This is a genomic window from Pseudomonas sp. B21-048, assembly GCF_024748615.1.
Lineage (GTDB): Bacteria > Pseudomonadota > Gammaproteobacteria > Pseudomonadales > Pseudomonadaceae > Aquipseudomonas.
This window is the reverse complement of sequence record NZ_CP087168.1, coordinates 2,229,199-2,249,925: the sequence shown is the minus strand read 5'-3', so window position 1 is coordinate 2,249,925 and position 20,727 is coordinate 2,229,199. Positions and strand designations below refer to the sequence as shown.

25 protein-coding genes and 1 pseudogene are annotated in these 20,727 nt (G+C 60.7%); 18 read left to right on the top strand and 8 right to left on the bottom strand.

Annotation, left to right across the window (positions count from 1 at the left end):
* The first annotated feature begins 44 nt into the window (after positions 1-44).
* From LOY56_RS10490 to LOY56_RS10475, 4 genes are all read left to right on the top strand, one after another.
* Complete coding sequence (locus tag LOY56_RS10490) at positions 45-416, top strand: VOC family protein (protein WP_258621569.1); 372 nt, start codon at positions 45-47, stop codon at positions 414-416.
* 197 nt (positions 417-613) lie between these two features.
* Positions 614-1,336, top strand: a complete 723-nt coding sequence (gene pcsA, locus LOY56_RS10485; RefSeq protein ID WP_258622603.1) for a phosphatidylcholine synthase — start codon at positions 614-616, stop codon at positions 1,334-1,336.
* An 11-nt stretch (positions 1,337-1,347) separates the two neighbouring features.
* Entirely contained in the window at positions 1,348-1,734 is a 387-nt protein-coding gene (locus tag LOY56_RS10480; RefSeq protein ID WP_258621568.1) for a DUF488 domain-containing protein, read from the top strand.
* A gap of 127 nt (positions 1,735-1,861) precedes the next feature.
* A complete protein-coding gene (locus LOY56_RS10475) occupies positions 1,862-2,788 on the top strand; it encodes a universal stress protein (RefSeq protein WP_258621566.1) in 927 nt (308 codons plus the stop codon).
* Between the two features lie 138 nt (positions 2,789-2,926).
* Here LOY56_RS10475 and LOY56_RS10470 read toward each other — a convergent pair whose 3' ends face one another.
* The gene (locus LOY56_RS10470) at positions 2,927-3,739 is read right to left on the bottom strand and encodes a class I SAM-dependent methyltransferase (RefSeq protein ID WP_258621564.1); all 813 of its coding nucleotides are present in this window, start codon (positions 3,737-3,739) and stop codon (positions 2,927-2,929) included.
* 37 nt (positions 3,740-3,776) lie between these two features.
* Positions 3,777-4,049, bottom strand: coding sequence for a DUF4242 domain-containing protein (locus LOY56_RS10465; RefSeq protein WP_123499640.1), 273 nt, complete (start codon positions 4,047-4,049; stop codon positions 3,777-3,779).
* A 234-nt stretch (positions 4,050-4,283) separates the two neighbouring features.
* On the opposite strand from LOY56_RS10465, the gene LOY56_RS10460 reads away from it, so the two are divergent.
* Positions 4,284-4,742: a GNAT family N-acetyltransferase gene (locus tag LOY56_RS10460; protein WP_258621560.1), complete on the top strand. Its 459-nt coding sequence runs from the start codon at positions 4,284-4,286 to the stop codon at positions 4,740-4,742.
* Positions 4,743-4,757: 15 nt separating this feature from the next.
* On the opposite strand, the pseudogene LOY56_RS10455 reads toward LOY56_RS10460, so the two are convergent.
* A pseudogene (locus LOY56_RS10455) lies at positions 4,758-4,883 on the bottom strand (cytochrome c biogenesis protein DipZ); the annotation flags it as partial.
* A 328-nt stretch (positions 4,884-5,211) separates the two neighbouring features.
* On the opposite strand from LOY56_RS10455, the gene LOY56_RS10450 reads away from it, so the two are divergent.
* Positions 5,212-6,258: a class I SAM-dependent methyltransferase gene (locus LOY56_RS10450; RefSeq protein ID WP_258621557.1), complete on the top strand. Its 1,047-nt coding sequence runs from the start codon at positions 5,212-5,214 to the stop codon at positions 6,256-6,258.
* 78 nt (positions 6,259-6,336) lie between these two features.
* On the opposite strand, the gene LOY56_RS10445 is transcribed toward LOY56_RS10450, so the two are convergent.
* Positions 6,337-7,233, bottom strand: a complete 897-nt coding sequence (locus tag LOY56_RS10445; protein ID WP_258621553.1) for a LysR family transcriptional regulator — start codon at positions 7,231-7,233, stop codon at positions 6,337-6,339.
* A 177-nt stretch (positions 7,234-7,410) separates the two neighbouring features.
* On the opposite strand from LOY56_RS10445, the gene LOY56_RS10440 reads away from it, so the two are divergent.
* The 4 genes from LOY56_RS10440 to LOY56_RS10425 all read left to right on the top strand — a co-directional run bounded on the left by LOY56_RS10440 (position 7,411) and on the right by LOY56_RS10425 (position 10,881).
* Entirely contained in the window at positions 7,411-8,109 is a 699-nt protein-coding gene (locus LOY56_RS10440) for a CoA transferase subunit A (RefSeq protein ID WP_258621551.1), read from the top strand.
* A gap of 36 nt (positions 8,110-8,145) precedes the next feature.
* Positions 8,146-8,811, top strand: coding sequence for a CoA transferase subunit B (locus LOY56_RS10435; RefSeq protein ID WP_258621549.1), 666 nt, complete (start codon positions 8,146-8,148; stop codon positions 8,809-8,811).
* Between the two features lie 11 nt (positions 8,812-8,822).
* Entirely contained in the window at positions 8,823-10,004 is a 1,182-nt protein-coding gene (locus LOY56_RS10430) for an acetyl-CoA C-acetyltransferase (RefSeq protein ID WP_258621546.1), read from the top strand.
* A gap of 289 nt (positions 10,005-10,293) precedes the next feature.
* Positions 10,294-10,881 (top strand): hypothetical protein, encoded by a 588-nt coding sequence (locus LOY56_RS10425; protein WP_258621545.1) that lies wholly within the window; start codon positions 10,294-10,296, stop codon positions 10,879-10,881.
* An 11-nt stretch (positions 10,882-10,892) separates the two neighbouring features.
* Here LOY56_RS10425 and LOY56_RS10420 read toward each other — a convergent pair whose 3' ends face one another.
* Complete coding sequence (locus tag LOY56_RS10420; protein ID WP_258621544.1) at positions 10,893-11,609, bottom strand: alpha/beta hydrolase; 717 nt, start codon at positions 11,607-11,609, stop codon at positions 10,893-10,895.
* A gap of 234 nt (positions 11,610-11,843) precedes the next feature.
* On the opposite strand from LOY56_RS10420, the gene LOY56_RS10415 reads away from it, so the two are divergent.
* The 3 genes from LOY56_RS10415 (at position 11,844) to LOY56_RS10405 (ending at position 13,752) form a co-directional block, all read left to right on the top strand.
* Positions 11,844-12,287, top strand: a complete 444-nt coding sequence (locus LOY56_RS10415) for a DUF3592 domain-containing protein (protein ID WP_258621541.1) — start codon at positions 11,844-11,846, stop codon at positions 12,285-12,287.
* Between the two features lie 4 nt (positions 12,288-12,291).
* Positions 12,292-12,879, top strand: a complete 588-nt coding sequence (locus tag LOY56_RS10410; protein ID WP_258621538.1) for a hypothetical protein — start codon at positions 12,292-12,294, stop codon at positions 12,877-12,879.
* Between the two features lie 228 nt (positions 12,880-13,107).
* Complete coding sequence (locus LOY56_RS10405; protein ID WP_258622602.1) at positions 13,108-13,752, top strand: type 1 glutamine amidotransferase; 645 nt, start codon at positions 13,108-13,110, stop codon at positions 13,750-13,752.
* 183 nt (positions 13,753-13,935) lie between these two features.
* Here the strand turns inward: LOY56_RS10405 and LOY56_RS10400 are convergent, their stop codons facing one another.
* Positions 13,936-14,370 (bottom strand): rhodanese-like domain-containing protein, encoded by a 435-nt coding sequence (locus LOY56_RS10400; RefSeq protein WP_258621536.1) that lies wholly within the window; start codon positions 14,368-14,370, stop codon positions 13,936-13,938.
* A 101-nt stretch (positions 14,371-14,471) separates the two neighbouring features.
* Between LOY56_RS10400 and ftrA the strand changes: the two genes are divergently transcribed.
* Positions 14,472-15,446: a transcriptional regulator FtrA gene (ftrA, locus tag LOY56_RS10395; RefSeq protein WP_258621535.1), complete on the top strand. Its 975-nt coding sequence runs from the start codon at positions 14,472-14,474 to the stop codon at positions 15,444-15,446.
* A 36-nt stretch (positions 15,447-15,482) separates the two neighbouring features.
* Here the strand turns inward: ftrA and cobF are convergent, their stop codons facing one another.
* On the bottom strand, positions 15,483-16,238 hold the full coding sequence (cobF, locus tag LOY56_RS10390; protein ID WP_258621533.1) for a precorrin-6A synthase (deacetylating): 756 nt from the start codon (positions 16,236-16,238) through the stop codon (positions 15,483-15,485).
* The gene (locus LOY56_RS10385) at positions 16,238-16,810 is read right to left on the bottom strand and encodes a histidine phosphatase family protein (RefSeq protein WP_258621531.1); all 573 of its coding nucleotides are present in this window, start codon (positions 16,808-16,810) and stop codon (positions 16,238-16,240) included. Before LOY56_RS10385 ends, cobF begins: the two co-directional genes overlap by 1 nt.
* Positions 16,811-17,149: 339 nt before the next feature.
* On the opposite strand from LOY56_RS10385, the gene LOY56_RS10380 reads away from it, so the two are divergent.
* The 4 genes from LOY56_RS10380 to LOY56_RS10365 are packed head-to-tail and all read left to right on the top strand — an operon-like array spanning position 17,150 to position 20,715.
* Positions 17,150-18,004 carry a MurR/RpiR family transcriptional regulator gene (locus tag LOY56_RS10380; protein ID WP_258621529.1) on the top strand — a complete coding sequence of 285 codons (855 nt, stop codon included), beginning with the start codon at positions 17,150-17,152 and terminating at the stop codon, positions 18,002-18,004.
* A 2-nt stretch (positions 18,005-18,006) separates the two neighbouring features.
* Positions 18,007-18,651, top strand: coding sequence for an isochorismatase family cysteine hydrolase (locus LOY56_RS10375; RefSeq protein ID WP_258621527.1), 645 nt, complete (start codon positions 18,007-18,009; stop codon positions 18,649-18,651).
* Entirely contained in the window at positions 18,648-19,979 is a 1,332-nt protein-coding gene (locus LOY56_RS10370; RefSeq protein ID WP_258621526.1) for a glutamine synthetase family protein, read from the top strand. The genes LOY56_RS10375 and LOY56_RS10370 overlap by 4 nt, the downstream gene beginning before the upstream one ends.
* A complete protein-coding gene (locus LOY56_RS10365) occupies positions 19,963-20,715 on the top strand; it encodes an N-formylglutamate amidohydrolase (protein WP_258621524.1) in 753 nt (250 codons plus the stop codon). The genes LOY56_RS10370 and LOY56_RS10365 overlap by 17 nt, the downstream gene beginning before the upstream one ends.
* Positions 20,716-20,727: the final 12 nt, after the last annotated feature.

Here is a 20,727-nt window from a genome sequence, read left to right as displayed (position 1 = left end):
AGCGCCTGCTTTTATGCTGCGCTCACCTTGAATGGAGCAGCCCTATGATCACTCCCCGTTATATTTTGCTTTTCGTGGAAAACCCTGCCGTCAGCGCGCGGTTCTATGAGTTTCTGCTGGAGCGCAAGCCCGTGGAAGAGTCGCCGACCTTTGCGCTGTTTGTTCTGGAGGGCGGCTACAAACTGGGGCTCTGGTCACGGCATACCGCCGAGCCAGCCGCGCAAATGACGGGCGGCGGGACCGAGTTGGCGTTCCCGGTGGAGTCCGCCGAGCAGGTCGATGCACTGTTTGCCGATTGGAGCGCGCTTGGGTTGACCATGGCGCAAGCACCGACAGAGCTGGACTTCGGTCGCACTTTCGTCGTGCTTGACCCGGATAACCATCGGCTGCGCGTGTTCCACCCCTCGCTGAGCTGACGCAGTCTCGACATCGGTCAACGCTCAATACATGCCCCGGATATTTCCGGGGTATTTTTTTGCGCGGCGGCTAAGATTCAAGGGTGGTGAACCTTATTCCCGAAAATCCGGTCGATACCTGCAACCCGACCCCGTTTGCCGATGCCCTCAACAAGTGGGTGATAACTGGCTTGCTTCACTTTCTGGAGAATGCTCCCGTGATATCCACCGTACACATCGCCAGGCTCAAAGCATGGGGCGCCCATGGTTTTACCGCCACTGGCGTGGTCACAGCCTTCCTCGCGACCCTCGCCTTGCTGGAGAACCAGCCGACCAATTGCCTGCTGTGGCTGGGCGTGGCGCTGATCGTCGACGGTCTGGACGGCGCGCTGGCGCGCAAGGTGAATGTGCAATCGGTGCTGCCGAGTTTCGACGGATCGATCCTCGACCTGGTGATCGACTACCTGACCTATGTGTTCATTCCAGCGCTATTCATCTATCGCTACATCCCGTTGCCGGACTACACCCTGCTGCTGACCGTGTCGCTGATTCTGGTGTCGTCGCTGTTTTGCTTCTGCAACGTCAACATGAAGAGCAAAGACAACTACTTCCAGGGCTTCCCCGCCGCGTGGAACGTAGTTGCGTTGTGCCTGTACATCATCGATCCCTCACCGTGGATCACCTTGCTCACCGTCATTGGCCTAGCGCTACTGACCGTGACCCGAATGAAGTTTCTGCACCCGTTCCGCGTGCACCGGTTCATGCCGATCAACATTGCCGTGACGGCCATCTGGCTGCTGTGCAGCTTGTCGCTGGTGGTCAACCACCCGGTCATCAACCCGCTGGTGATGGCCTTGTGGCTGCTGATGTCGGCGTACTTCCTGGGGATCTGTTTCTGGCGCACAGCGTTGGAATGGTTCGACGGCTCGCGGCTCAAATAGGTACGGCGATCATGCCCATCCACATCGTCCAACTCGGCTCACCCCGCACCGCGAATGAAGGCCTGCGCCTGGGCACGGTCCGCCGCCCGCCTCGGGGGGTGCCGAAGGCCGAGTTTGCCAGCCGGGATTTCTACGATGTGTGGCAACCGCTGCTGTCCCCCAGCCCCGAGCTGGTGGCCGAAGCCAAAGCGGCGGACGATGCCAAAGCCTGGGGAGCCTTCAAGCGCAAATTCAAGGCCGAGATGAACCATCCCGCGCCCAGCCAGCTGCTCGATCTGCTGGCCGCCCTCTCCCATCAAACGTCGCTGGCTGTGGGGTGTTATTGCGAGGACGAGGCGCACTGCCACCGTTCCGTATTACGAGAGTTGCTGGAGGCACGGGGCGCGAAGGTTATCTAGATGACGCGAACACCAAAGCCCCCCACATTAGAACTTCGCCATGACACCCCTCGCATGAACCTCACGGAAGAGAGACCGATCATGGTCAATAATTAAAGGATTGGGTGTATTGAACGGGAGGTTTGTCATGTCTGGTCAAGCACGTTTCATGCTGGTCGCTTCGCCCCTGATGGAACACAGCCCCGCCTTCGACCGGGCCGCAGCACTGGCCAAGGCCGAGGATGCAGCCCTGCACATCGTGGCTTTCGACTATCTGGAGGGTCTGGCGACCGCCGGTTTGGTCAACGAAAAAGCCCTGGAACAGATGCGTCTGGGGTATGTCGAGCGCCACCACCAGTGGCTTGAGGAACAGGCCCGCCCCTTGCGCAAGATCGGTGTGCATGCCACCACCGAGGTGGTTTGGGTCGAAAATCCGCTGGAGGAAATCCTGATTCACCTCAAAGAGCAGCCGATGGATGTGCTGATTAAGGCGCTGGAACATCAATCACGGCTGTCGCGGCTGGTGTTTACCCCTCTCGACGTGCATTTGCTGCGCGAATGCCCGGTGCCGCTGCACTTCGTCAGCCATGCCATTCATGCATTGCCGCGCAAGATCGTTGCGGCGGTCGACCCCTTCCACAGTGATGATCAATACAAAAGCTTCAACGACCGGATCCTGCACGAAGCGTCAAAACTGGCGAGTTCCTGCAATGCCGAGCTCGACGTGGTCTACGCCTATGACCTTTCGTCTATCAGCTCGGATGAGTTCAGCTTCGAAAACGGATCGGCGTTTTTCGCTTCGGACAAGGCCAAGACCCTGTTCAATTTCCAGGAGGATGCCTTCAACGAATTGGCCGCCCGCAACGGCATCGCCCCGGAGCAACGGCACATGCTGATGGGCAGCCCGACCAAGGTGCTGACTCGCTACGCCGATACCAATGATGTCGACGTGATTGTCATGGGCCGGGTCGGCCATCGCGGCATGGGCCGGTTGCTCGGCAGCACGGTGGAGCATCTGCTGTACAAAATGCCGTGCAGTGTGTGGGTGGTGTACACCGAGCGGCTGGATGAGTGAGGGGCGGGTCAAATTTTGCACATACCCCTTGTGGCAGCGAGCCTGCTCGCGATGGGGGACCTTCAGTCAACATGCATGTTGAATGTAAGACCCTCATCGCGAGCAGGCTCGCTCCCACAAGTGTTTTGCGTTTTCAACTCAACGCCGGGTAATCACCACCTCCAGGTATTCACTCGGCACCACCAGCGACCGCTCCCCCGCCCGGTTCAGGCGATTCAGCAGTTCGGTCAGGTCGTTTTCCAGGGCTGTGCCCCCTTCAGGTGGCAGGGTCGCAAAAGCCTTGTGAACCGGGCCATACCAAGTGCGGAAGGTGTCGATGAAGTGCGCAGCCGAGCGATAGCGGAAGTTGAACAACCGCCGTGTCACTTGGAGCTGGAAGTCGCGCTGGTCGAATTGCGAGTGCAACCAGGCTTCTGAGCCCCAGTTTGAGGGCGGTTGAGCGCCCATCGGTGGCGGCATGTGGCGGCCCAGGGTCTTGAACATCTGACCGACAAAGCCTTCAGGCGTCCAGTTGGCAAGGCCAATCCGCCCGCCAGGACGGCACACCCGTGCCAGTTCCGCTGCTGCCTTGGGTTGATCCGGCGTAAACATCACGCCAAAGGTTGAAAGCACGGCATCGAAACTGGCGTCCTCGAACGGCAAGTCCTCGGCATCGGCCACCTGAAAGGTCACGTCCAGGTGCTCCGCCCGTGCGCGATCTTCGCCGCGTTCAAGCAGCTTGGCCACGTAGTCGGTGGACGTGACCTTGCAGCCCCGGCGCGCGGCGGCGAGCGTTGCATTACCGTTGCCGGCGGCGACGTCCAGCACCTGCTCATCACAGAGTAAGTCGCAGGCTTCGGCCAGTTGTTCGCCGACAATCTGTAAGGTGGTGCCGATCACGGCGTAGTCGCCGCTGGCCCACGTGGCCATCTGACGGTTTTTCAGGGCAGTGAGGTCAATGGGTGTGCTCATGAAGTCTGCTCCGTTGCGGGTTGGAACGCGTCCCGGCTTACTCCGCCGTGGTGGGATCGATAATGTTCATGACCCGGGAAACGCTGTTGATGGGAAATTCACCCTTTTGGGCGTGCTCCCTGATCAGTCCCTCGTTCGGCGCGATGTACACGCAGTAAATCTTGTCGCCAGTGATGTAACTCTCCAGCCACTGCACCTCTGGTCCCATCTCGCGCAACACATCGCAGGACTTTTGCGAGATCGCTTTGAGCTCCTGTTGCGGCAGTGCGCCGGCGCCCGGAAGCTCGCGTTCAATAATGTATTTAGGCATGGCAACTTCCTTTTCTTGAGGGTGATGACAGGGTCGGCAATGATCCCGTCGTCCACAAACTATCGCTCCCGGATACGCCGGCGTCCTGCCGATCGTCCGGAGAATTCACGAAATATGGCATTCTCCGATGCATGGTCACCTATCTGTAACAACGCATTGACACCCAGGTGCCCGGATTGCCGATACGCCATGAATCAGCGCTTACAAGCCACCGACTTTTTGAAAGGATTCCCTATGCCTCGCCTGGACTGGCTCGCCCTCCATATGCACCACAGCGACACCTTTGCCTCATGGATTCACCAGCAGTTCGACTACGAATACGCCGACCAGCCCTTGCCTCACTGGCAACGGGAATTCGCTGACGGCCAAACCAATGGCCACTGGCAATGCTTGATCGCCCAGGATGGGGATCAACTGCTGGGTGACGCAGCGCTGGCCATGGCCGATCTGGCTCAACGGCCTGACCTGGGCCCTTGGCTGGCCTGTGTGTTCATCACACCCCAAGCGCGAGGAAAAGGATTGGCCGAGCGTTTGATCGAAGGGATATGCGCAAAGGCCAAGGAAAATGGTGTAGCGAGTATCTACCTGCATACCCAGGACCAGAGCGACTACTACGCCAGACGCGGGTGGACAGTACTGGAGCGCTTTAAGGCTTGGGGAAAAGACCAATGGCTCATGGTGAGGAACCTGTGAGCCATTGATGAGCGGTTACGCGGCAAGCGCTTTGGCCTCTTCCAGCAGTTGCTGAATCATCTGCTCCTGAGTCTCGTACGGCCCCTCACCAAAGTGGGTGTAACGCACCTGGCCCTTGGCATCGATCAGGTAGTGAGCAGGCGCTCAATCGGATGTGAGGGGCGTCTGCACGGTGTCGATCTCATCCTGGGATCCGGTCTCCAGCGTCTGAAAACTCAGTGCCGACCGGCAGGCCCAGTCAAGCGCCGTGGTGTGTCGGGTCTGTGTTCACCAACGCCGCTCTTCTCAGGCCACTGTATCGGACAGGCAGTCAGATACGGTGGGGTACACGAACTAGACTTATTGATTACCCCCGTAGGGGAGCCAGGACGCGGTTATCGTCCTGTTCATTCCCACGATCACCGCCCAAAGGTGCATGCCTCGACAAACAATGCCTCTGGAGCGTGATCCTGCTGAAGGAGCACACAAGATGGACGAGGCCAGACTCAATGATTTCATGGGCAAACTGGTAAACGACATGGGTGGCGCGGCGATGCTCGCCAACGTCATCCTCGGCGAAGAACTTGGTCTGTACCGGGCCATGGCCGACAGTCAGCCAGTTACTCCCGAAGCACTCGCCGAGAAGACCGGCTGCAACACCCGCCTGCTGCGCGAATGGCTCAGCGCCCACGCCGCCTCCGGTTACATGGAACACCGCGACGGCCAGTTCCGACTGCCCGAAGAGCAAGCCCTGGCGCTGGCGATCGAAGACTCACCGGTTTATGTGGCTGGCGGTATTGGGGTGGTCGCGTCGTTTTTCCATGACAAGGACAAACTGGTCAACGCCATGCGCGGCAACGGCGCCCTGCCCTGGGGTGATCACCATCCGTGCATGTTCAGCGGCACCGAGCGATTTTTCCGCCCAGGGTACAAGGCGCATCTGGTCAGCGAATGGCTGCCGGCCCTCGACGGAGTGGTCGCCAAACTGGAAGCCGGCGCCAAGGTGGCGGACATTGGCTGCGGTCATGGCGCGTCGACCGTGATCATGGCCCAGGCGTTTCCCAATTCACGGTTCGTCGGTTTCGACTACCACGCGCCTTCGGTCACCGTCGCCACCCAGCGCGCCGAAGAAGGTGGCGTGACCGGCCGGGCGCGGTTCTTCCAGGGCACCGCCAAGAGTTATCCGGGCGATGACTATGACCTGATCTGCTACTTCGACTGCCTGCACGATATGGGTGACCCGGTCGGCGCCGCAAAGCATGCCTATGAATCGCTCAAACCCGACGGCTCGGTGCTGCTGGTCGAGCCCTTCGCCAACGACACGCTCGATGCCAACACCACTCCGGTGGGACGACTGTTCTACGCCGCCTCGACCTTTATCTGCACGCCCAACTCACTGTCCCAGGAGGTCGGCCTCGGGCTCGGTGCCCAGGCGGGTGAGGCACGGTTACGCAAGGTCTTTACCGAGGCGGGGTTCACGCAATTCCGGCGGGCCACGGAAACGCCGTTCAACCTGATTCTTGAGGCACGTAAATAAACACCGCTGACTGCTAATTGCAGGAGCTGCCGAACGCGGCCCGAGTCTTCGGCAGCTCCTACGGGACCGTGTTGGATTTCAGGGGGAAAGTTGTTGGCCGAGACTTTCAGCCTTGAGAATGTCGAACAACGCCTGCGCCGCCGCCGACAGTTCATGCCCCGTCGTCAGCACACCGATCGCCCGTTCCACCACCGGGTCACGCAGGGTAATGCAACGCGCGCCCAGCTCGCGCATTTGCCCGGCGCACAATGCCGGCACCGCACTGACGCCCAGTCCGCTGGCGACCATCCGCCCGACCGTCGCCAACTGATGACTTTCAAACTCCACCGGCAACTTCATGCCGCGCGTCTGTAAATGTTCCTCGAGCATCACCCGCACTGTCGACGGTCGTTGCAAGGTAATGAACGGTTCCTTGAGCAAGGTTTGCCAATCAATGTCGTCCAGTTCCGCCAGTGGTGAATCGAGGGGCACCACCGCGACAAACCGGTCGATGTACAACGGGGTGAATTCCAGCGACGAACTCTGGGTCGGTTCGAACGCCACGCCCAATTCCACCTGACGGTCGCGAACCATTTCCAGCACCTGCTCGTTGATCACGTCGTTCACCGTAACGTTGACCTTGGGGTAACGCGCGCGAAAGGTCTTGAGAATCGGCGGCAGCAAGTTGCCGGCAAACGACGGCATCGCCGCCAGGGTCACGCGGCCGCGCTGGAGGGTGAAGCGTTGGCGCAATTCATCCTCGGCATTGTCCCAGTCCGCAATCAATCGACGAGCCAGTGGCAGCAGCGATTCGCCTTCGGCGGTCAGTGCGACGTTGCGGGTATTGCGCGTGAACAGGCGCCCGCCCAAGCCCTCCTCCAGCGCCTTGATGGTCAGGCTCAACGCCGACTGGGACAGGTGCAGCCGCTCGCACGCCACGGCAAAACTCAAACTCTGCGCCACGGCCAGGAATGCACGGATCTGTTTGACGGTCATAGTCGCTCCGCTCCAGCGGTAAGCCGTAAGTTTCAAGCTGCAAGTTGGCCAGCAGTTAATTGATGATCTTTATCAATCAATTCAACCTAAAAAACAACTTAACAAATGAATACCACGACGAGACACTCCCTCCCCATCCGGCTAGCCAGCCGCCCACAAAGAGTAAAAGAGGTGCCTATGGCAGGGTTCGACAAGCGCGTGTATTCCTACGAGGAAGCGATGGCAGGTCTTGAAGACGGCATGACCGTGATCTCCGGCGGCTTCGGCCTGTGCGGGATTCCGGAAAACCTCATCGCCGAGATCCAGCACCGCGGCACCCGTGATCTCACCGTGGTCTCCAACAACTGCGGCGTCGACGGTTTCGGCCTCGGTGTGCTGCTGGTAGACCGGCAGATCCGCAAGGTGGTGGCCTCTTACGTCGGCGAAAACGCGCTGTTCGAGAAGCAACTGCTGAGCGGCGAAATCGAAGTCGTCCTGACCCCTCAAGGCACCCTCGCCGAGAAAATGCGCGCAGGCGGTGCCGGCATCCCGGCATTCTTCACGGCGACCGGCGTCGGCACTCCGGTGGCCGAAGGCAAGGAAGTGCGCGAATTCAAGGGCCGCCAGTACCTGATGGAAGAGTCCATCACCGGTGACTTCGCCATCGTCAAAGGCTGGAAAGCTGACCATTTCGGTAACGTGGTCTATCGCCACACCGCCCAGAACTTCAACCCGCTGGCCGCCACTGCCGGCAAGATCACCGTGGTCGAAGTCGAAGAAATCGTTGAACCCGGCGAGCTGGACCCGTCGCAGATCCACACCCCTGGCATCTACGTCGACCGGGTCATTTGCGGCACGTTCCAGAAGCGCATCGAACAGCGCACCGTGCGTAAGTGATCCCCTGCCCCCGGACTGAATGAAGGAATAACAACAATGGCACTTTCCCGCGAACAAATGGCTCAGCGCGTCGCCCGCGAAATGCAGGACGGCTACTACGTGAACCTCGGCATCGGCATTCCGACCCTGGTCGCCAACTACATCCCTGAAGGCATGGAAGTCATGCTGCAATCGGAAAACGGCCTGCTCGGCATGGGTGCGTTTCCGACCGACGCCGAAGTCGACGCCGACATGATCAACGCCGGCAAGCAAACCGTGACCGCGCGTATTGGCGCGTCGATTTTCTCGTCCGCCGAATCGTTCGCAATGATCCGCGGCGGCCATATCGACCTGACCGTGCTGGGCGCGTTTGAAGTGGACGTCGAAGGCAACATCGCCTCCTGGATGATCCCCGGCAAACTGGTCAAGGGCATGGGCGGCGCGATGGACCTGGTGGCCGGTGCGGACAACATCATTGTCACCATGACCCACGCGTCCAAGGACGGCGAGTCGAAACTGCTGTCGCGTTGCAGCCTGCCGCTGACCGGCGCCGGTTGCATCAAACGCGTGCTGACCGACCTGGCCTACCTGGAAATCCAGGACGGCGCGTTCGTTCTCAAGGAACGTGCGCCGGGCGTCAGCGTCGAAGAAATCGTCGCCAAGACCGCTGGTAAACTGATCGTGCCTGACCACGTCCCGGAAATGCAGTTCGCTGCCCAGTGAGGAATCCTTCCATGCAAGAAGTTGTGATTGTTGCCGCCACTCGCACTGCCATCGGCAGCTTCCAGGGGTCGCTGGCCAATGTGGCCGCGGTTGACCTCGGTGCTGCGGTGATCCGCCAGTTGCTGGCGCAAACCGGTCTTGATCCAGCGCAAGTCGATGAAGTGATCATGGGCCAGGTATTGACCGCCGGTGCCGGGCAGAACCCTGCGCGTCAGGCCGCGATCAAGGCCGGCCTGCCCTTCGCCGTGCCGGCCATGACCCTGAACAAAGTCTGCGGCTCGGGCCTGAAAGCCCTGCATCTGGCGGCTCAGGCGATTCGCTGCGGCGATGCCGAAGTGATCATCGCCGGCGGCCAGGAAAACATGAGCCTGTCCAATTACGTCATGCCGGGCGCCCGCACCGGTTTGCGCATGGGTCACGCGCAGATCGTCGACACGATGATCAGCGACGGTTTGTGGGATGCGTTCAACGATTACCACATGGGCATCACCGCCGAGAATCTGGCTGAGAAGTACAGCCTGACCCGTGAGCAACAGGACGCCTTCGCTGCCGCTTCCCAGCAGAAAGCCGTGGCCGCCATCGAAGCCGGGCGGTTTGCCGATGAGATCACCCCGATCCTGATCCCGCAGCGCAAGGGCGATCCACTGTCCTTCGCCACCGATGAACAGCCTCGCGCCGGCACCACCGCCGACTCCCTGGGCAAACTGAAAGCGGCCTTCAAGAAGGACGGCTCGGTGACTGCTGGCAACGCCTCTTCGCTGAACGACGGCGCCGCTGCGGTGATTCTGATGAGTGCGGAAAAAGCCAAAGCGCTGGGGCTGCCAGTGCTGGCGAAGATCGCCGCTTATGCCAACGCGGGCGTCGACCCGGCGATCATGGGCATCGGCCCGGTGTCGGCCACTCGCCGCTGCCTGGACAAGGCCGGTTGGTCCATCGATCAACTGGACCTGATCGAAGCCAACGAAGCCTTCGCCGCGCAATCTTTGGCAGTGGCCAAGGACCTGGAATGGGATCTGGACAAGGTCAACGTCAACGGCGGCGCGATTGCGCTGGGTCACCCAATTGGTGCGTCGGGTTGCCGAGTGCTGGTGACCTTGCTACATGAAATGATCAAACGCGATGCCAAGAAAGGTCTGGCGACGTTATGCATCGGCGGAGGCCAAGGTGTAGCGCTGGCAATCGAACGGGTGTAACCCAAAACCCCCTCGCCACAGTTGATCGGGGGTCGATCACAAATTTTGTGATCGGCACAATTCCAATGTGGGAGAGGGCTTGCTCGCGATATAGGTAGTCGCAATGCTAACGTGGCCATCTCACACCGATCGGAGACGCGTGCGTGCTGATGCTCAAACTGCTGGTGATCCCAGGATTTCTAACGATGATCACCGCACCGCGCCACAAGGTGAGAACGCACCCTGCTACAGGATCGCGATCCATGGGATGATCGCCATCAAAGCGCGGATCATCCCACGGAGAGTTTGAATGTCATTGTTGAGTAAAAAAGCCGCTGTTCTGCTGCTGATGGCGGCTACGGGTCTGGGCGCCTTGAATGCGCAGGCGGCCAAGGCCACTGCCAGCGACAAAGCGCCGACCCAGAAGGTCTCGATGCTCGGCGGCAAGTTCACCTTCACCCTGCCCAAGGGCTTCATCGCCAACCCGCTGCCGGCCGGCGATGCAACCACCGGCACCGCCGGGGCGACGGGTACGATGTACACCAACCAGACCACCAAAACCGTGGTGATTGCAGCCGAAAACACCCTCCCCGGAGGCGCCAACGTCAAGGACAACGACGGTGAGTTCCTTGACGCCACCGTGTCCGCGTTCGCCACCGAGCAACGCAACGCTTTGCCGGATTTCAACAAAACCAGCGAAAAAAGCCTGACCCAGAAAGGCACAGGCCTGGGCCTTCGGCAGATCGACAGCACCGCCACCCAGGGCGGCGGCCTGACCCTCGACAGCACGCTGATGGCCGCTTCCGGCACGCGCATGGCCATCGTTCAGGTCATTTCCCGCCCCAACGACAAAACCGGCCACGATACGCTGGTGAAACAAATCGTCAGCGGCAAATAAACCCGACCGATTCAGGGATTGAGGCGCTGCAACCAGGCGCTCAAATCCCGCATCTCAGTGACGCTGATGCTGTGCCCAACACCCGGATAGGCATGAAATTCGGGCTTGAGTGACAGACGCTGCAACAGGCTGTCGGCATCGGTGCCATCGTTGTAGGGCAGGCGTTTGTCGGCGGTGCCATGACCGATGAAAATCGCCAGCTGCCGGCGTTTTTCATCCGGTTTGAGCTCGGACTCGAGCACCGGCAGGATGCGTCCGCTCAACGCCGCAACGCCGCCCACCGCCTCGGGATGACGCAACGCGACCTCGTAGGACATGATCGCGCCCTGGCTGAACCCCACCAGGAATACCTTGTCCGCTTCGGTGTGATATTTCTTCGCCGCTTGTGCGACAAAATCCCGCAGCACCTGGCCGCTGGCTTTCAGGTCGTCCGTCTCGCCGTCATAGGCGCCCTCGCCCTTCTGGCGAAACCACTGGTAACTGCCCTCCTCCATCGTCATCGGCGCCCGCACCGACAGGTAGTTGTACCGCGGCGGCAACTCATCTTTGATGTCGAACAGGTCCTGCTCGTTACTGCCGTAACCGTGCAGAAAAATCACCAGGGGTTGGTTGCGGGATTCAGCGTCGGTGTGCTCCAGGTACTTGAGCGGCAGATCAGTGTGCAGCGGGGTTTGAGCGTGGACAGCGGTGGACGCCAGGAGCGTGAGCAGAGCGAGCAACTTCAACATAAACCTTCCTTCACAGCGCGCAGGGTTCGGGGCAGAGCCTAACATCTCTTCCCGCCTATACATCGCCCCTGTAAGAGCTGCCGCAGGCTGCGATCTCTTGATCTTGTTTTAAAAGCCAAATAAAAGATCGCAGACTGCGGCAGCTCCTACATTTTGAATCGCGTGGAGATGGATATAGCGAGACTTCTTGTTATTCTGGCCGCCTTCTTTCATGGACGAATACCGAGACAAGCCATGGCTAATGAGACCCCGTCACGCATCGGGAAGATACTGCTGGCCCTGCTTTTTGCCCTGATCGGCATTGGCTTGTTGGCCATTACCGCCGATTTCACGCTTGAACGACGCGATTTCCTCGCCCGTGCACAGACCGCCGATGGCATTGTCAGCCACTTGAATGCCGGTGGTTCGCACCCTGAGATCGCCTTCACCACCGGCAGCGGTGAAACAATTTCCTACCCCCAGAACGGCTTTATCTTCGGCTATCAGCAGGATCAGCCGGTGCGGGTGTATTACCTGCCCGAGCAGCCGGCTGGCAGCGCCATTGTCGATGACCCGGCCGCACTGTGGGGCACTCCCGGGGTGCTGGGTTTTATCGGCCTGGTGTTTACCCTTGTCGGCCTGATAAGAGCCATCCGTCAGCGCGGTCGCGGTGCGGTTCATTCACATAAAGGACTTTGAACGTATGAGCTACAACATCCCAATCCCGGTCAATGAAAGCCGCTGGCAGTATCAGACCGCCAGCGGCGGCGGTCTGACCGTGGTCATGGTGGCCGGCAGTGGCGGTTCGATCATCCTGCGTTCGCCCCAGGGCGAGAACGTCAGCTACCGCTACGGCGGCGTCGGGGTGGGTGTCGGATTTGGCGCGCGGCTGCCACGTTTCGGCAAGATCAATATCCAGATCAAGGGTAAGAGCGTGGCTGGAACGGGTGCGGCGCAGGCTTTTCCCAGCACCGGCAAGGTGTTTGTCAGCGACGCCCTGGTCAGTCGTGACCTGACCAGTGACGACATCACCGGGCCTTGCATGTATACCGAAGTGGGAGTGGGTCTGGTGGTTGGCGGTTCTGCCACGGCGCTGTTGTTCGGGCTTGATCCCAAGTTGCTGGCGTTGTCGGTGGCCCTGAGCGCCAACCCGGCGACCTCGCTCATTGCTGCCACCACGGTCAACCGGCAGCTGGCGCAGTCGGCCAAGGGGGCGGTGGTCATGGCGGGCATGAACGCTGGCGTGCAGGCCGGCGGTAGCGCCGCGATCTACATGGGCTATCTGTTCTAGCCGCGCATCGGTTTTCGATGCCAATAACGCTATACGTTAAACCAGAAGTGAGCGGCGATCTCGATACTTCAAGACGTGTGAAAGGTCGCCCCTCTTCGATTTTTCGCCTCCGTGGTCCTGCCCAACCGAGTGATCTCAATATCCCGAACAGTGTCAATGTAGGTGATCGATAGGTGAGAGTCGCGCACGTTGCCCCCGCCAACCCGCCCCCCCCAAAAGAGAAACATGATGTCCACATTGAACCTGATCCAGCATCATCCTGCCGAAGGTCCTGGCGCCATTGCCGAATGGGCCCGGTCCCGTGGCATTACGCTGAATGTGTTTCGTGCCGACCTCGGCCAGTTGCCGTCGGCGAGTGCGGCACCCGCGATTCTGTTGGGTGGGCCTTATGAATCCAACGCCGGGCCGACGTGGCTGGAAGCGGAGCGTCAGTGGCTGGCAGACAGTCTGGATCAGGGCGCGGCGGTGTTTGCGATGTGTCTGGGAGCGCAACTGCTGGCGCTGAGCCTGGGCGGCAATGTACGGCGGATGTCTCGCCCCGAAACTGGCTGGACGATCGTGACCTTTGCGGATGGCCAGAGGCTGATGGTGCTGGAATGGCACGAAGACGCGATCGATTTACCGCCGGATGCGCAATTGCTGGCCAGCAGTGAGGTTTGTGAGCAGCAGATGTACCGCGTCGGCCCGACGCGGGTGGGGTTGCAGTTCCACCCGGAGTGGAATGCCGAGTCGGTGGCGATTCTCAATGAGCATTTTGCCGAAGAATCGCCGTTGCCTCGGGGACCACAGGATAGTGCTGCCTATGCAGCTGTGTTTGGCTGGTTGCAGGCGACGCTGGATGAGTGGTGGACCGCTTCATCAGCTAATCGCTGAATCTGAGATTTGATGGACTTTTGTGGCGAGGGGGTTTACCCCCGTTCGGCTGCGAAGCAGTCGTAAAACCGGTTAATGCAGTATGCCTGACAGAATGTGATTTGGGGGCTGCTACGCAGCCCAACGGGGCGGTGCGGCGTTCCGACGAGCCCCCTCGCCACATTTGATGACCTGTTCCTGACGTCAGCATTCGCAACCAATGACCGCCGTAGCGGTGCGTGCAACCACAACACTCAATTCAAACCCCTCATCCAGCCACCCGGTCACCCCGCCGATCATCTCCTTGACCGGGTAACCCAACGCCGCCAGTTTCACCGAGGCCTTGTTGGCGCCGTTGCAGTGCGGCCCCGCGCAATAGACCACGAACAACGTGGATGTCGAATAAGCCGCCAGGCCGTCAGCCGTAATCAGTCGCCCCGGAATGTTGATCGCGCCCGGTACATGCCCGCGTTCGAACGCCAATGGTCCGCGTACATCGACCAGTACAAAATCCACCTCGCCGGCCTGTTGGCTGCCATAGACGTCGGAACAATCGGTTTCGAAGGTCAGACGGTTGCTGAAATGCATCAGGGCGATGGCGGACGGGGCGGCGGGAATTTCGCGAACCAGGCTGGGCATGGGCTGTACTCCAAAGTCTCGGTGGGTGTGGGAAGACTTTATCTGCCCCGCGCTTGCCGCTACAGTGGCGCATAAGACACTCACCGGGAATTTTCCGCCAAATGCAGCCCAGCCCTGGATTGGTCGCGATTCTGGCCTACGACGGCCTCTGCACCTTCGAATTCGGCATCGCCGTGGAGATCTTCGGCCTGGCGCGGCCGGAGTTCGATTTCCCTTGGTACGAGCATCGCATCGTCGCCGTCGACCAAGGGCCGATGCGTGCCATGGGCGGCATTCAGGTGCTGGCCGACGGCGAGATGGAACTGCTGGAAGAGGCCCGGACCATCATCATCCCCGGCTGGCGCGACCGCAGCGCGGCGGTGCCTGAACCTTTGCTCGCCGCCCTGCGCCAGGCCCATGCCCGGGGCGCGCGATTGCTGTCGATCTGTTCCGGAGTATTCGTACTGGCGGCCACTGGTTTGCTCGACGGTCACGGCGCCACGACGCATTGGCGCTATACCGCTGAACTGGCCGAACGTTTTCCGGACATTCAGGTGGACCCGGACGTGCTCTATGTCGATTCGGGCCAATTGATCACCTCAGCCGGCAGTGCCGCGGGCATCGATGCCTGCCTGCATCTGGTCGCGCGGGATTTTGGCACTCAGGTGACCAACTCGGTGGCGCGGCGATTGGTGATGTCGCCGCAACGCACCGGCGGTCAGGCGCAATTCATTCCGTCACCGGTCAGCCCGACGCCACGCAGCGATCTGTCGCGGGTCATGCAATGGGCACGCGAGCGCTTGCACGAACCGCTGGAGGTTCGCGACCTTGCCAGCGAGGCGGCGATGAGTGAGCGCACGTTCCTGCGGCGGTTCACCGAAGCCAGCGGCCTGCCGCCCAAGGCATGGTTGCAGCATGAGCGCCTGGCCCGGGCGCGCGAGTTGCTGGAGAGCACCCGCCAAAACACCGAGCAGATTGCCCAGCACTGCGGTTATCGATCGGTGGAGAGTTTCCGGGTGGCGTTTCGCAGTGTGGTCGGCGTACCGCCGTCGGTGTATCGGGAGCGGTTTGGGCGCGAGATCAAGGCGATTTTTTGAGGTGTTATTGAGGACGTCTTCGCGGACACAATTATCTCAAGGCTTGCGCAACAAATAGGTATCCATAATCCACCCATGCGCCAGCCGCGCCGCCTTGCGCACTCGCTCAATCTCATCCGCGACATCCTTGAGCTTGCCACTGATCAGGATTTCATCCGGCGTCCCCAGATAAGCCCCCCAGTAAATCTCCGTCTCCTGATCAGCCACGTGATGGTAGGCATCTTGCGCATCCAGCATCACCACCAGGCTGTCGGCATCACTCACCTGCCCCGCCGCCAACCGCCGGCCGGTGGTGATTTCAATCGAGCGACCGATACGATTCAGCGGCACCTTATGTTGCGCCGCCAACGCCTGCACACTGGTGATTCCGGGGATCACCTCGAACTCGAACACACACCGGCCTGACGCCAGAATCGCCTGCAGAATCCGAATGGTGCTGTCGTACAACGCAGGATCGCCCCACACCAGAAGACCGGCGCACTGGTCGTCGGTCAATTCCTCATTGATCAGCCGCTCGAAGGTTTGCTGCTTGGCGCGGTTCAGGTCTTCGACGCTGGCCTTGTAGTCCACCTCCCCGCGCTCCCGCTCCGGGCTGTGGGCTTCAACAAAGCGGTAATCGCGATCGGTAATATAGCGCTCACAGATCTCGCGGCGCAGGTCGATCAGTTTGTCTTTGCTCTGGCCCTTGTCCATGAGGAAAAACACATCGACGCGGTTCAGCGCCTTCACCGCCTGCATCGTGATGTAGTCGGGGTTGCCGGCGCCGACACCGATGACCAGAAGTTTTTTCATCAACATGCTCCCTCAGGGTCCGTGCCCATCAAGCGTAGCCGCCAGCGACCGTTGAACCGCAACTCGATGGCCGACAACGGTTCGACGTCGATCTGGTTGAACGCCATGCTCTGCAACACCTGCATCAGTGCGGCGCGAATGACAAAAGGATGGGTGATCGCAACGATATGCCCCGGCGTTGCCTCAAGGGTATGCAACCACGCACCCACCCGCTCACCGAGTTGCGCCACCGTTTCTCCACCGTGGGGTGCCGAGGTCGGGTCATTGAGCCAGGCCTGGAGCGTTTCGGGTTCAGATATCTGCAGGTCGTCGATCGACGAGCCTTTCCAGCGTCCGAAATCGCAATCTGCCAGCGCCGCGACAATCTCCACGTTATCGCCAAACAGCGATGCCGTTTGCCGGGTCCGCAGTTCCGGGCCACAGAACAAACGGGGTGTGCCCTTGAACTGGCGGCAACGCGACCCTTTCGCCGATTGCCAATCCATTTCCAACGGCTCGTTCGTAGGAAAACACGCCAATTTCTGTGCGACGGTTCGAGCGTGGCACATCAGGGTCAAACGGGTCGCCTGCACGGAAGATCACTCAATCAATGGGATGAAAAAGGCACGATGCCACGAACAATCGGGTCATTGTGCCCCAAGATACGCAATCCAGCGCGCTTGGTTCCCAGCAGTCGATCGGGTTCGCGGTCCAATTCCCCTCCCAGAAATAGCAATCTCCGACACCACTACGGACGATGTCCTACAACGTCAATCGACATCCGCGTAGCCCACGGCGTACGGGGCTTTCGCCCCCTATTGGGGCTTGTTTAATTCGCGCAAAAATTCACTAGACTTGTAGCGCACGTTACATAAATACTGTTTTATCAATTTATGAAATAAAACCGACACACCCATCCAGCAGGAGCCCGGATGCCCCCTCTCAGAGACCTGATCACCCATCCAGGCCTGGAACTCACGCCATCGGAACGCAAAGTCATCCGCGCCTTGCTAGACCAGTACCCGCGTAACGGGCTGGGCCCGATGTCACGTCTGGCCGAACATGCCGGTGTCAGCGATCCAACCATCGTGCGGTTGGTAAAGAAGCTTGGTTTCAGCGGTTATGCCGAGTTTCAGGAAGCCTTGCTCCGCGACATGGACGACCGCCTGCGCTCCCCTAGTACCCTGTTGCAACCCCGCGCCCATCTCAAGAAAGACGACCCCTGGAGCCATTATCTGGCGGACAGCCATCGGGCACTGGTCGACACCCAGGCACTGACCCAGCCCGAAGATGTACGCATTCTGGTCGAATGGCTACTCGACACCCGCCATCAAATCCATTGCTTCGGCGGCCGCTTCAGTAGCTTCCTCGCCAACTATTTGCTCACCCATCTGCGCCTGCTGCGGCCCGGCTGTTTTGCTCTGGAAGACAACGCGCAATTGCCGGACCGACTGTTCGACGTGCAACGTCAGGACGTGGTGCTGATGTTCGACTATCGCCGCTATCAGTCCCAGGCCATGCGGGTCGCCCATGCCGCGAAAGGTCGACATGCGCGGGTCGTGCTGTTCACCGATATCTACGCGTCACCGCTGCGAGAAATGGCCGACCTGATCATCAGTGCACCCGTGGAATCGGCGTCGGCCTTCGACTCGATGGTTCCGGCGCTGGCTCAGGTTGAAGCCCTGGTTGCCTGCTTGTCCTTGCGCAGCCCCGAACTGGCCGATCGCCTGGAAGGCATCGATGCCCTGCGCACCGACTTCGACACTCATCTGCTGGAGGATAAATAAGGATGTTCACGCTCCCCCACCACTCGCCCCGAGACTTGCCGTTTGCCGCCGACCACACCGCACTGTTGCTGGTGGACATGCAGCGTGCCTGGCTTGAGCCGCAGTTCGACCCGCACCTCAACGGACAGGATGCCGAATATTTTCTGACCCGTGCCCACATGCAGGTGGTGCCCAATCAACGCCGGCTACTCAGTGCCTTTCGTAATGCACGACAAAACGTGCTGCACACGCTCATCGAAAGCCTCACTGCCGATGGTCGCGACCGCTCGCTGGACCACAAACTCTCGGACATGCACCTGCCCAAGGGCAGCCCGCACGCGCAAATCATCGATGACCTGACGCCGGTCGAAAACGAAATCGTGTTGCCCAAGACCTCTTCCGGGGTCTTCAATTCCACCAACATCGACTACGTGCTGCGCAACCTTGAAACCCGACACCTGATCATCGCCGGCATCGTCACCGACCAGTGCGTCGACATGGCCGTGCGCGACGCCGCCGACCGTGGTTACTGGGTGACGCTGGTCGAAGATGCCTGCGCCACCTACACCGAACAACGGCATCACGCCTGCCTGAATGCCATCAAGGGTTACTGCTGGATCACCGACACCCAGACCGTGCTCGGACGGTTACGGGAGATGCAGTCATGAGCGCTCGCCTGTCGCCACTGCCGATGACCACGATCGTCACCACCGACCTGATCGGCGTGACGCGCGGCCGTTCCTTTCCCACCGACGAACTCGATGCCTATCAAGTGGCGGGCTGCGGCTGGGTGCCGGCCAACAGCGCCCTGACCCCGCAAGACATCATTGCCTCCAGCAATCCATGGGGGGCTTATGGAGACTTGCGGCTGATTCCCGACCTGAGCAGCCGCGTGACCGTCAACAATGGCCCGGACGCCAATGCCCCGGCGCTGGACTTCATTCACGGCGACATTCGCGAAACCGATGGCCGCCCGTGGGGCGCCTGCCCGCGCACGCTGTTGCGCAACGAGGTGGAGCGTTATCGCAGCGAATTGGGACTGCAGATCAACGCCGCGTTCGAACATGAATTCAACCTCGGCAGCGGCGCGGCTGAGCATTTGGCGTTCTCCCTGCAAGCCCAGCGTCAAGGCGCCGAGTTCGGCGGCTGGCTGCTCAGCGCACTGCGTGCCGGCGGTGTGGAGCCGGAGATGTTCCTGCCGGAATACGGCAAGCACCAATACGAAATCACCTGCCGCCCGGCCCTTGGCGTCGCCGCCGCCGACCGCGCGGTGAACGTGCGCGAGATCACCCGTGAGATCGCCCGGCAAATGGGCCTGGACCTGAGTTTCGCCCCCAAGACCTCCGAACAGACGGTGTGCAATGGCGTGCATTTACACGTGAGCCTGCAGGATCTGGCCGGCCACCCGGTGCTGTACGACGCCGGCACCACCAACGGTCTGTCGACCCTCGGCCAGCATTGGGCCGCCGGCGTTTTGCACTATTTACCGGCGCTCTGCGCCTTTACCGCGCCGACACCGGTTTCCTATCAGCGCTTGCAGCCCCATCACTGGAGCGCCTCCTACGCCTGCCTCGGCCAACGCAACCGCGAAGCGGCGCTGCGGATTTGCCCGACCGTGAGCCTGGGCGGCAACGCCGTCGCGGCGCAGTACAACCTGGAATTTCGCGCCTTGGACGCCACCGCCTCGCCGCACCTGGCCATGGCCGCATTGCTGATCGCCGGGCGCCTGGGCATCGAGCAACGTCTGGCCCTGAACGCGATCACCGATGAAGTCCCCGATTCCCTGAACGAAGAGCAACGCCAGGCTCGCGGCATCGTCGCCCTGCCCGCGTCGCTGTCCCAGGCCCTGGATTGCCTGCGCAATAGCGAGGCGCTGATCGAAGCCCTGCCGAGCGCCTTGCTGGACACCTGGTTCGCCCTTAAAACCGAGGAACTGAGGCTGACGGAACAGCTCACGCCCGCCGACCTCTGTGAGCACTATGCGCGCCTGTACTGAATCCGCCGAACGGGGGCTCTACACCCAGCCTGCGTACACCCTGAGCCGGGAAGCTTCCGAGCACCCGCTGATTCTGGTGTGTGAACACGCCAGTCGTTTTATCCCGGTCGAGTTGAACGATCTCGGCTTGAGCCACGAGGCCGCCCGCGAACATATCGCCTGGGACATCGGCGCCCTGGCGCTGGCCGAGGGCGTGTCCGAAGCACTGGGCGCGACCCTGTTGGCGGCCAACTATTCACGGCTGTTGATCGACCTCAATCGCCCGCGCCATGCGCCGGACAGCATTGCCTTGCAGAGCGAGATCTATCAGGTGCCGGGCAATCGGGATCTGGACGAGGCCACCCGCGACTATCGCCGCCACTGCCTCTTCGAGCCCTTTCATACATGCCTGCAAACCTTGATCGACGCCCGTGTGGCGCAAGGTCGGCCGGTTCGCGTGGTGGGGATTCACAGTTTCACGCCGATCTACTACGGCCAGTCCCGGTCGCTGGAAGTCGGCGTGTTGTATGGACAGGCCGGGGAGTATGCCCAGCGAGTGATCGATGGGCTGAGCCGGCATCCCTTGAGAGTCGCCGGTAATCAGCCGTACAAAGTCGATCCGCGGGGTGACATGACCGTGCCGGTTCACGGCGATGCCCGAGGGCTTGAGTCGGTGCTGATCGAGGTGCGCAACGATCTGCTGCGCACCCCGGAAAACATCGGTCGCTGGACCGACTATCTGGCGCCACTGCTGTAGAGCAATCGCTTC

Excerpts from the sequence above, each read along its gene's own strand:
- LOY56_RS10490 (WP_258621569.1), top strand. The coding sequence starts at position 45 with ATGATCACTCCCCGTTATATTTTGCTTTTCGTGGAAAACCCTGCCGTC.
- LOY56_RS10480 (WP_258621568.1), top strand. The coding sequence starts at position 1,348 with ATGCCCATCCACATCGTCCAACTCGGCTCACCCCGCACCGCGAATGAA.
- LOY56_RS10475 (WP_258621566.1), top strand. The coding sequence starts at position 1,862 with ATGTCTGGTCAAGCACGTTTCATGCTGGTCGCTTCGCCCCTGATGGAA.
- LOY56_RS10470 (WP_258621564.1), bottom strand. The coding sequence starts at position 3,739 with ATGAGCACACCCATTGACCTCACTGCCCTGAAAAACCGTCAGATGGCC.
- LOY56_RS10465 (WP_123499640.1), bottom strand. The coding sequence starts at position 4,049 with ATGCCTAAATACATTATTGAACGCGAGCTTCCGGGCGCCGGCGCACTG.
- LOY56_RS10460 (WP_258621560.1), top strand. The coding sequence starts at position 4,284 with ATGCCTCGCCTGGACTGGCTCGCCCTCCATATGCACCACAGCGACACC.
- LOY56_RS10450 (WP_258621557.1), top strand. The coding sequence starts at position 5,212 with ATGGACGAGGCCAGACTCAATGATTTCATGGGCAAACTGGTAAACGAC.
- LOY56_RS10445 (WP_258621553.1), bottom strand. The coding sequence starts at position 7,233 with ATGACCGTCAAACAGATCCGTGCATTCCTGGCCGTGGCGCAGAGTTTG.
- LOY56_RS10440 (WP_258621551.1), top strand. The coding sequence starts at position 7,411 with ATGGCAGGGTTCGACAAGCGCGTGTATTCCTACGAGGAAGCGATGGCA.
- LOY56_RS10435 (WP_258621549.1), top strand. The coding sequence starts at position 8,146 with ATGGCACTTTCCCGCGAACAAATGGCTCAGCGCGTCGCCCGCGAAATG.
- LOY56_RS10430 (WP_258621546.1), top strand. The coding sequence starts at position 8,823 with ATGCAAGAAGTTGTGATTGTTGCCGCCACTCGCACTGCCATCGGCAGC.
- LOY56_RS10425 (WP_258621545.1), top strand. The coding sequence starts at position 10,294 with ATGTCATTGTTGAGTAAAAAAGCCGCTGTTCTGCTGCTGATGGCGGCT.
- LOY56_RS10420 (WP_258621544.1), bottom strand. The coding sequence starts at position 11,609 with ATGTTGAAGTTGCTCGCTCTGCTCACGCTCCTGGCGTCCACCGCTGTC.
- LOY56_RS10415 (WP_258621541.1), top strand. The coding sequence starts at position 11,844 with ATGGCTAATGAGACCCCGTCACGCATCGGGAAGATACTGCTGGCCCTG.
- LOY56_RS10410 (WP_258621538.1), top strand. The coding sequence starts at position 12,292 with ATGAGCTACAACATCCCAATCCCGGTCAATGAAAGCCGCTGGCAGTAT.
- LOY56_RS10405 (WP_258622602.1), top strand. The coding sequence starts at position 13,108 with ATGTCCACATTGAACCTGATCCAGCATCATCCTGCCGAAGGTCCTGGC.
- LOY56_RS10400 (WP_258621536.1), bottom strand. The coding sequence starts at position 14,370 with ATGCCCAGCCTGGTTCGCGAAATTCCCGCCGCCCCGTCCGCCATCGCC.
- ftrA (WP_258621535.1), top strand. The coding sequence starts at position 14,472 with ATGCAGCCCAGCCCTGGATTGGTCGCGATTCTGGCCTACGACGGCCTC.
- cobF (WP_258621533.1), bottom strand. The coding sequence starts at position 16,238 with ATGAAAAAACTTCTGGTCATCGGTGTCGGCGCCGGCAACCCCGACTAC.
- LOY56_RS10380 (WP_258621529.1), top strand. The coding sequence starts at position 17,150 with ATGCCCCCTCTCAGAGACCTGATCACCCATCCAGGCCTGGAACTCACG.
- LOY56_RS10375 (WP_258621527.1), top strand. The coding sequence starts at position 18,007 with ATGTTCACGCTCCCCCACCACTCGCCCCGAGACTTGCCGTTTGCCGCC.
- LOY56_RS10370 (WP_258621526.1), top strand. The coding sequence starts at position 18,648 with ATGAGCGCTCGCCTGTCGCCACTGCCGATGACCACGATCGTCACCACC.
- LOY56_RS10365 (WP_258621524.1), top strand. The coding sequence starts at position 19,963 with ATGCGCGCCTGTACTGAATCCGCCGAACGGGGGCTCTACACCCAGCCT.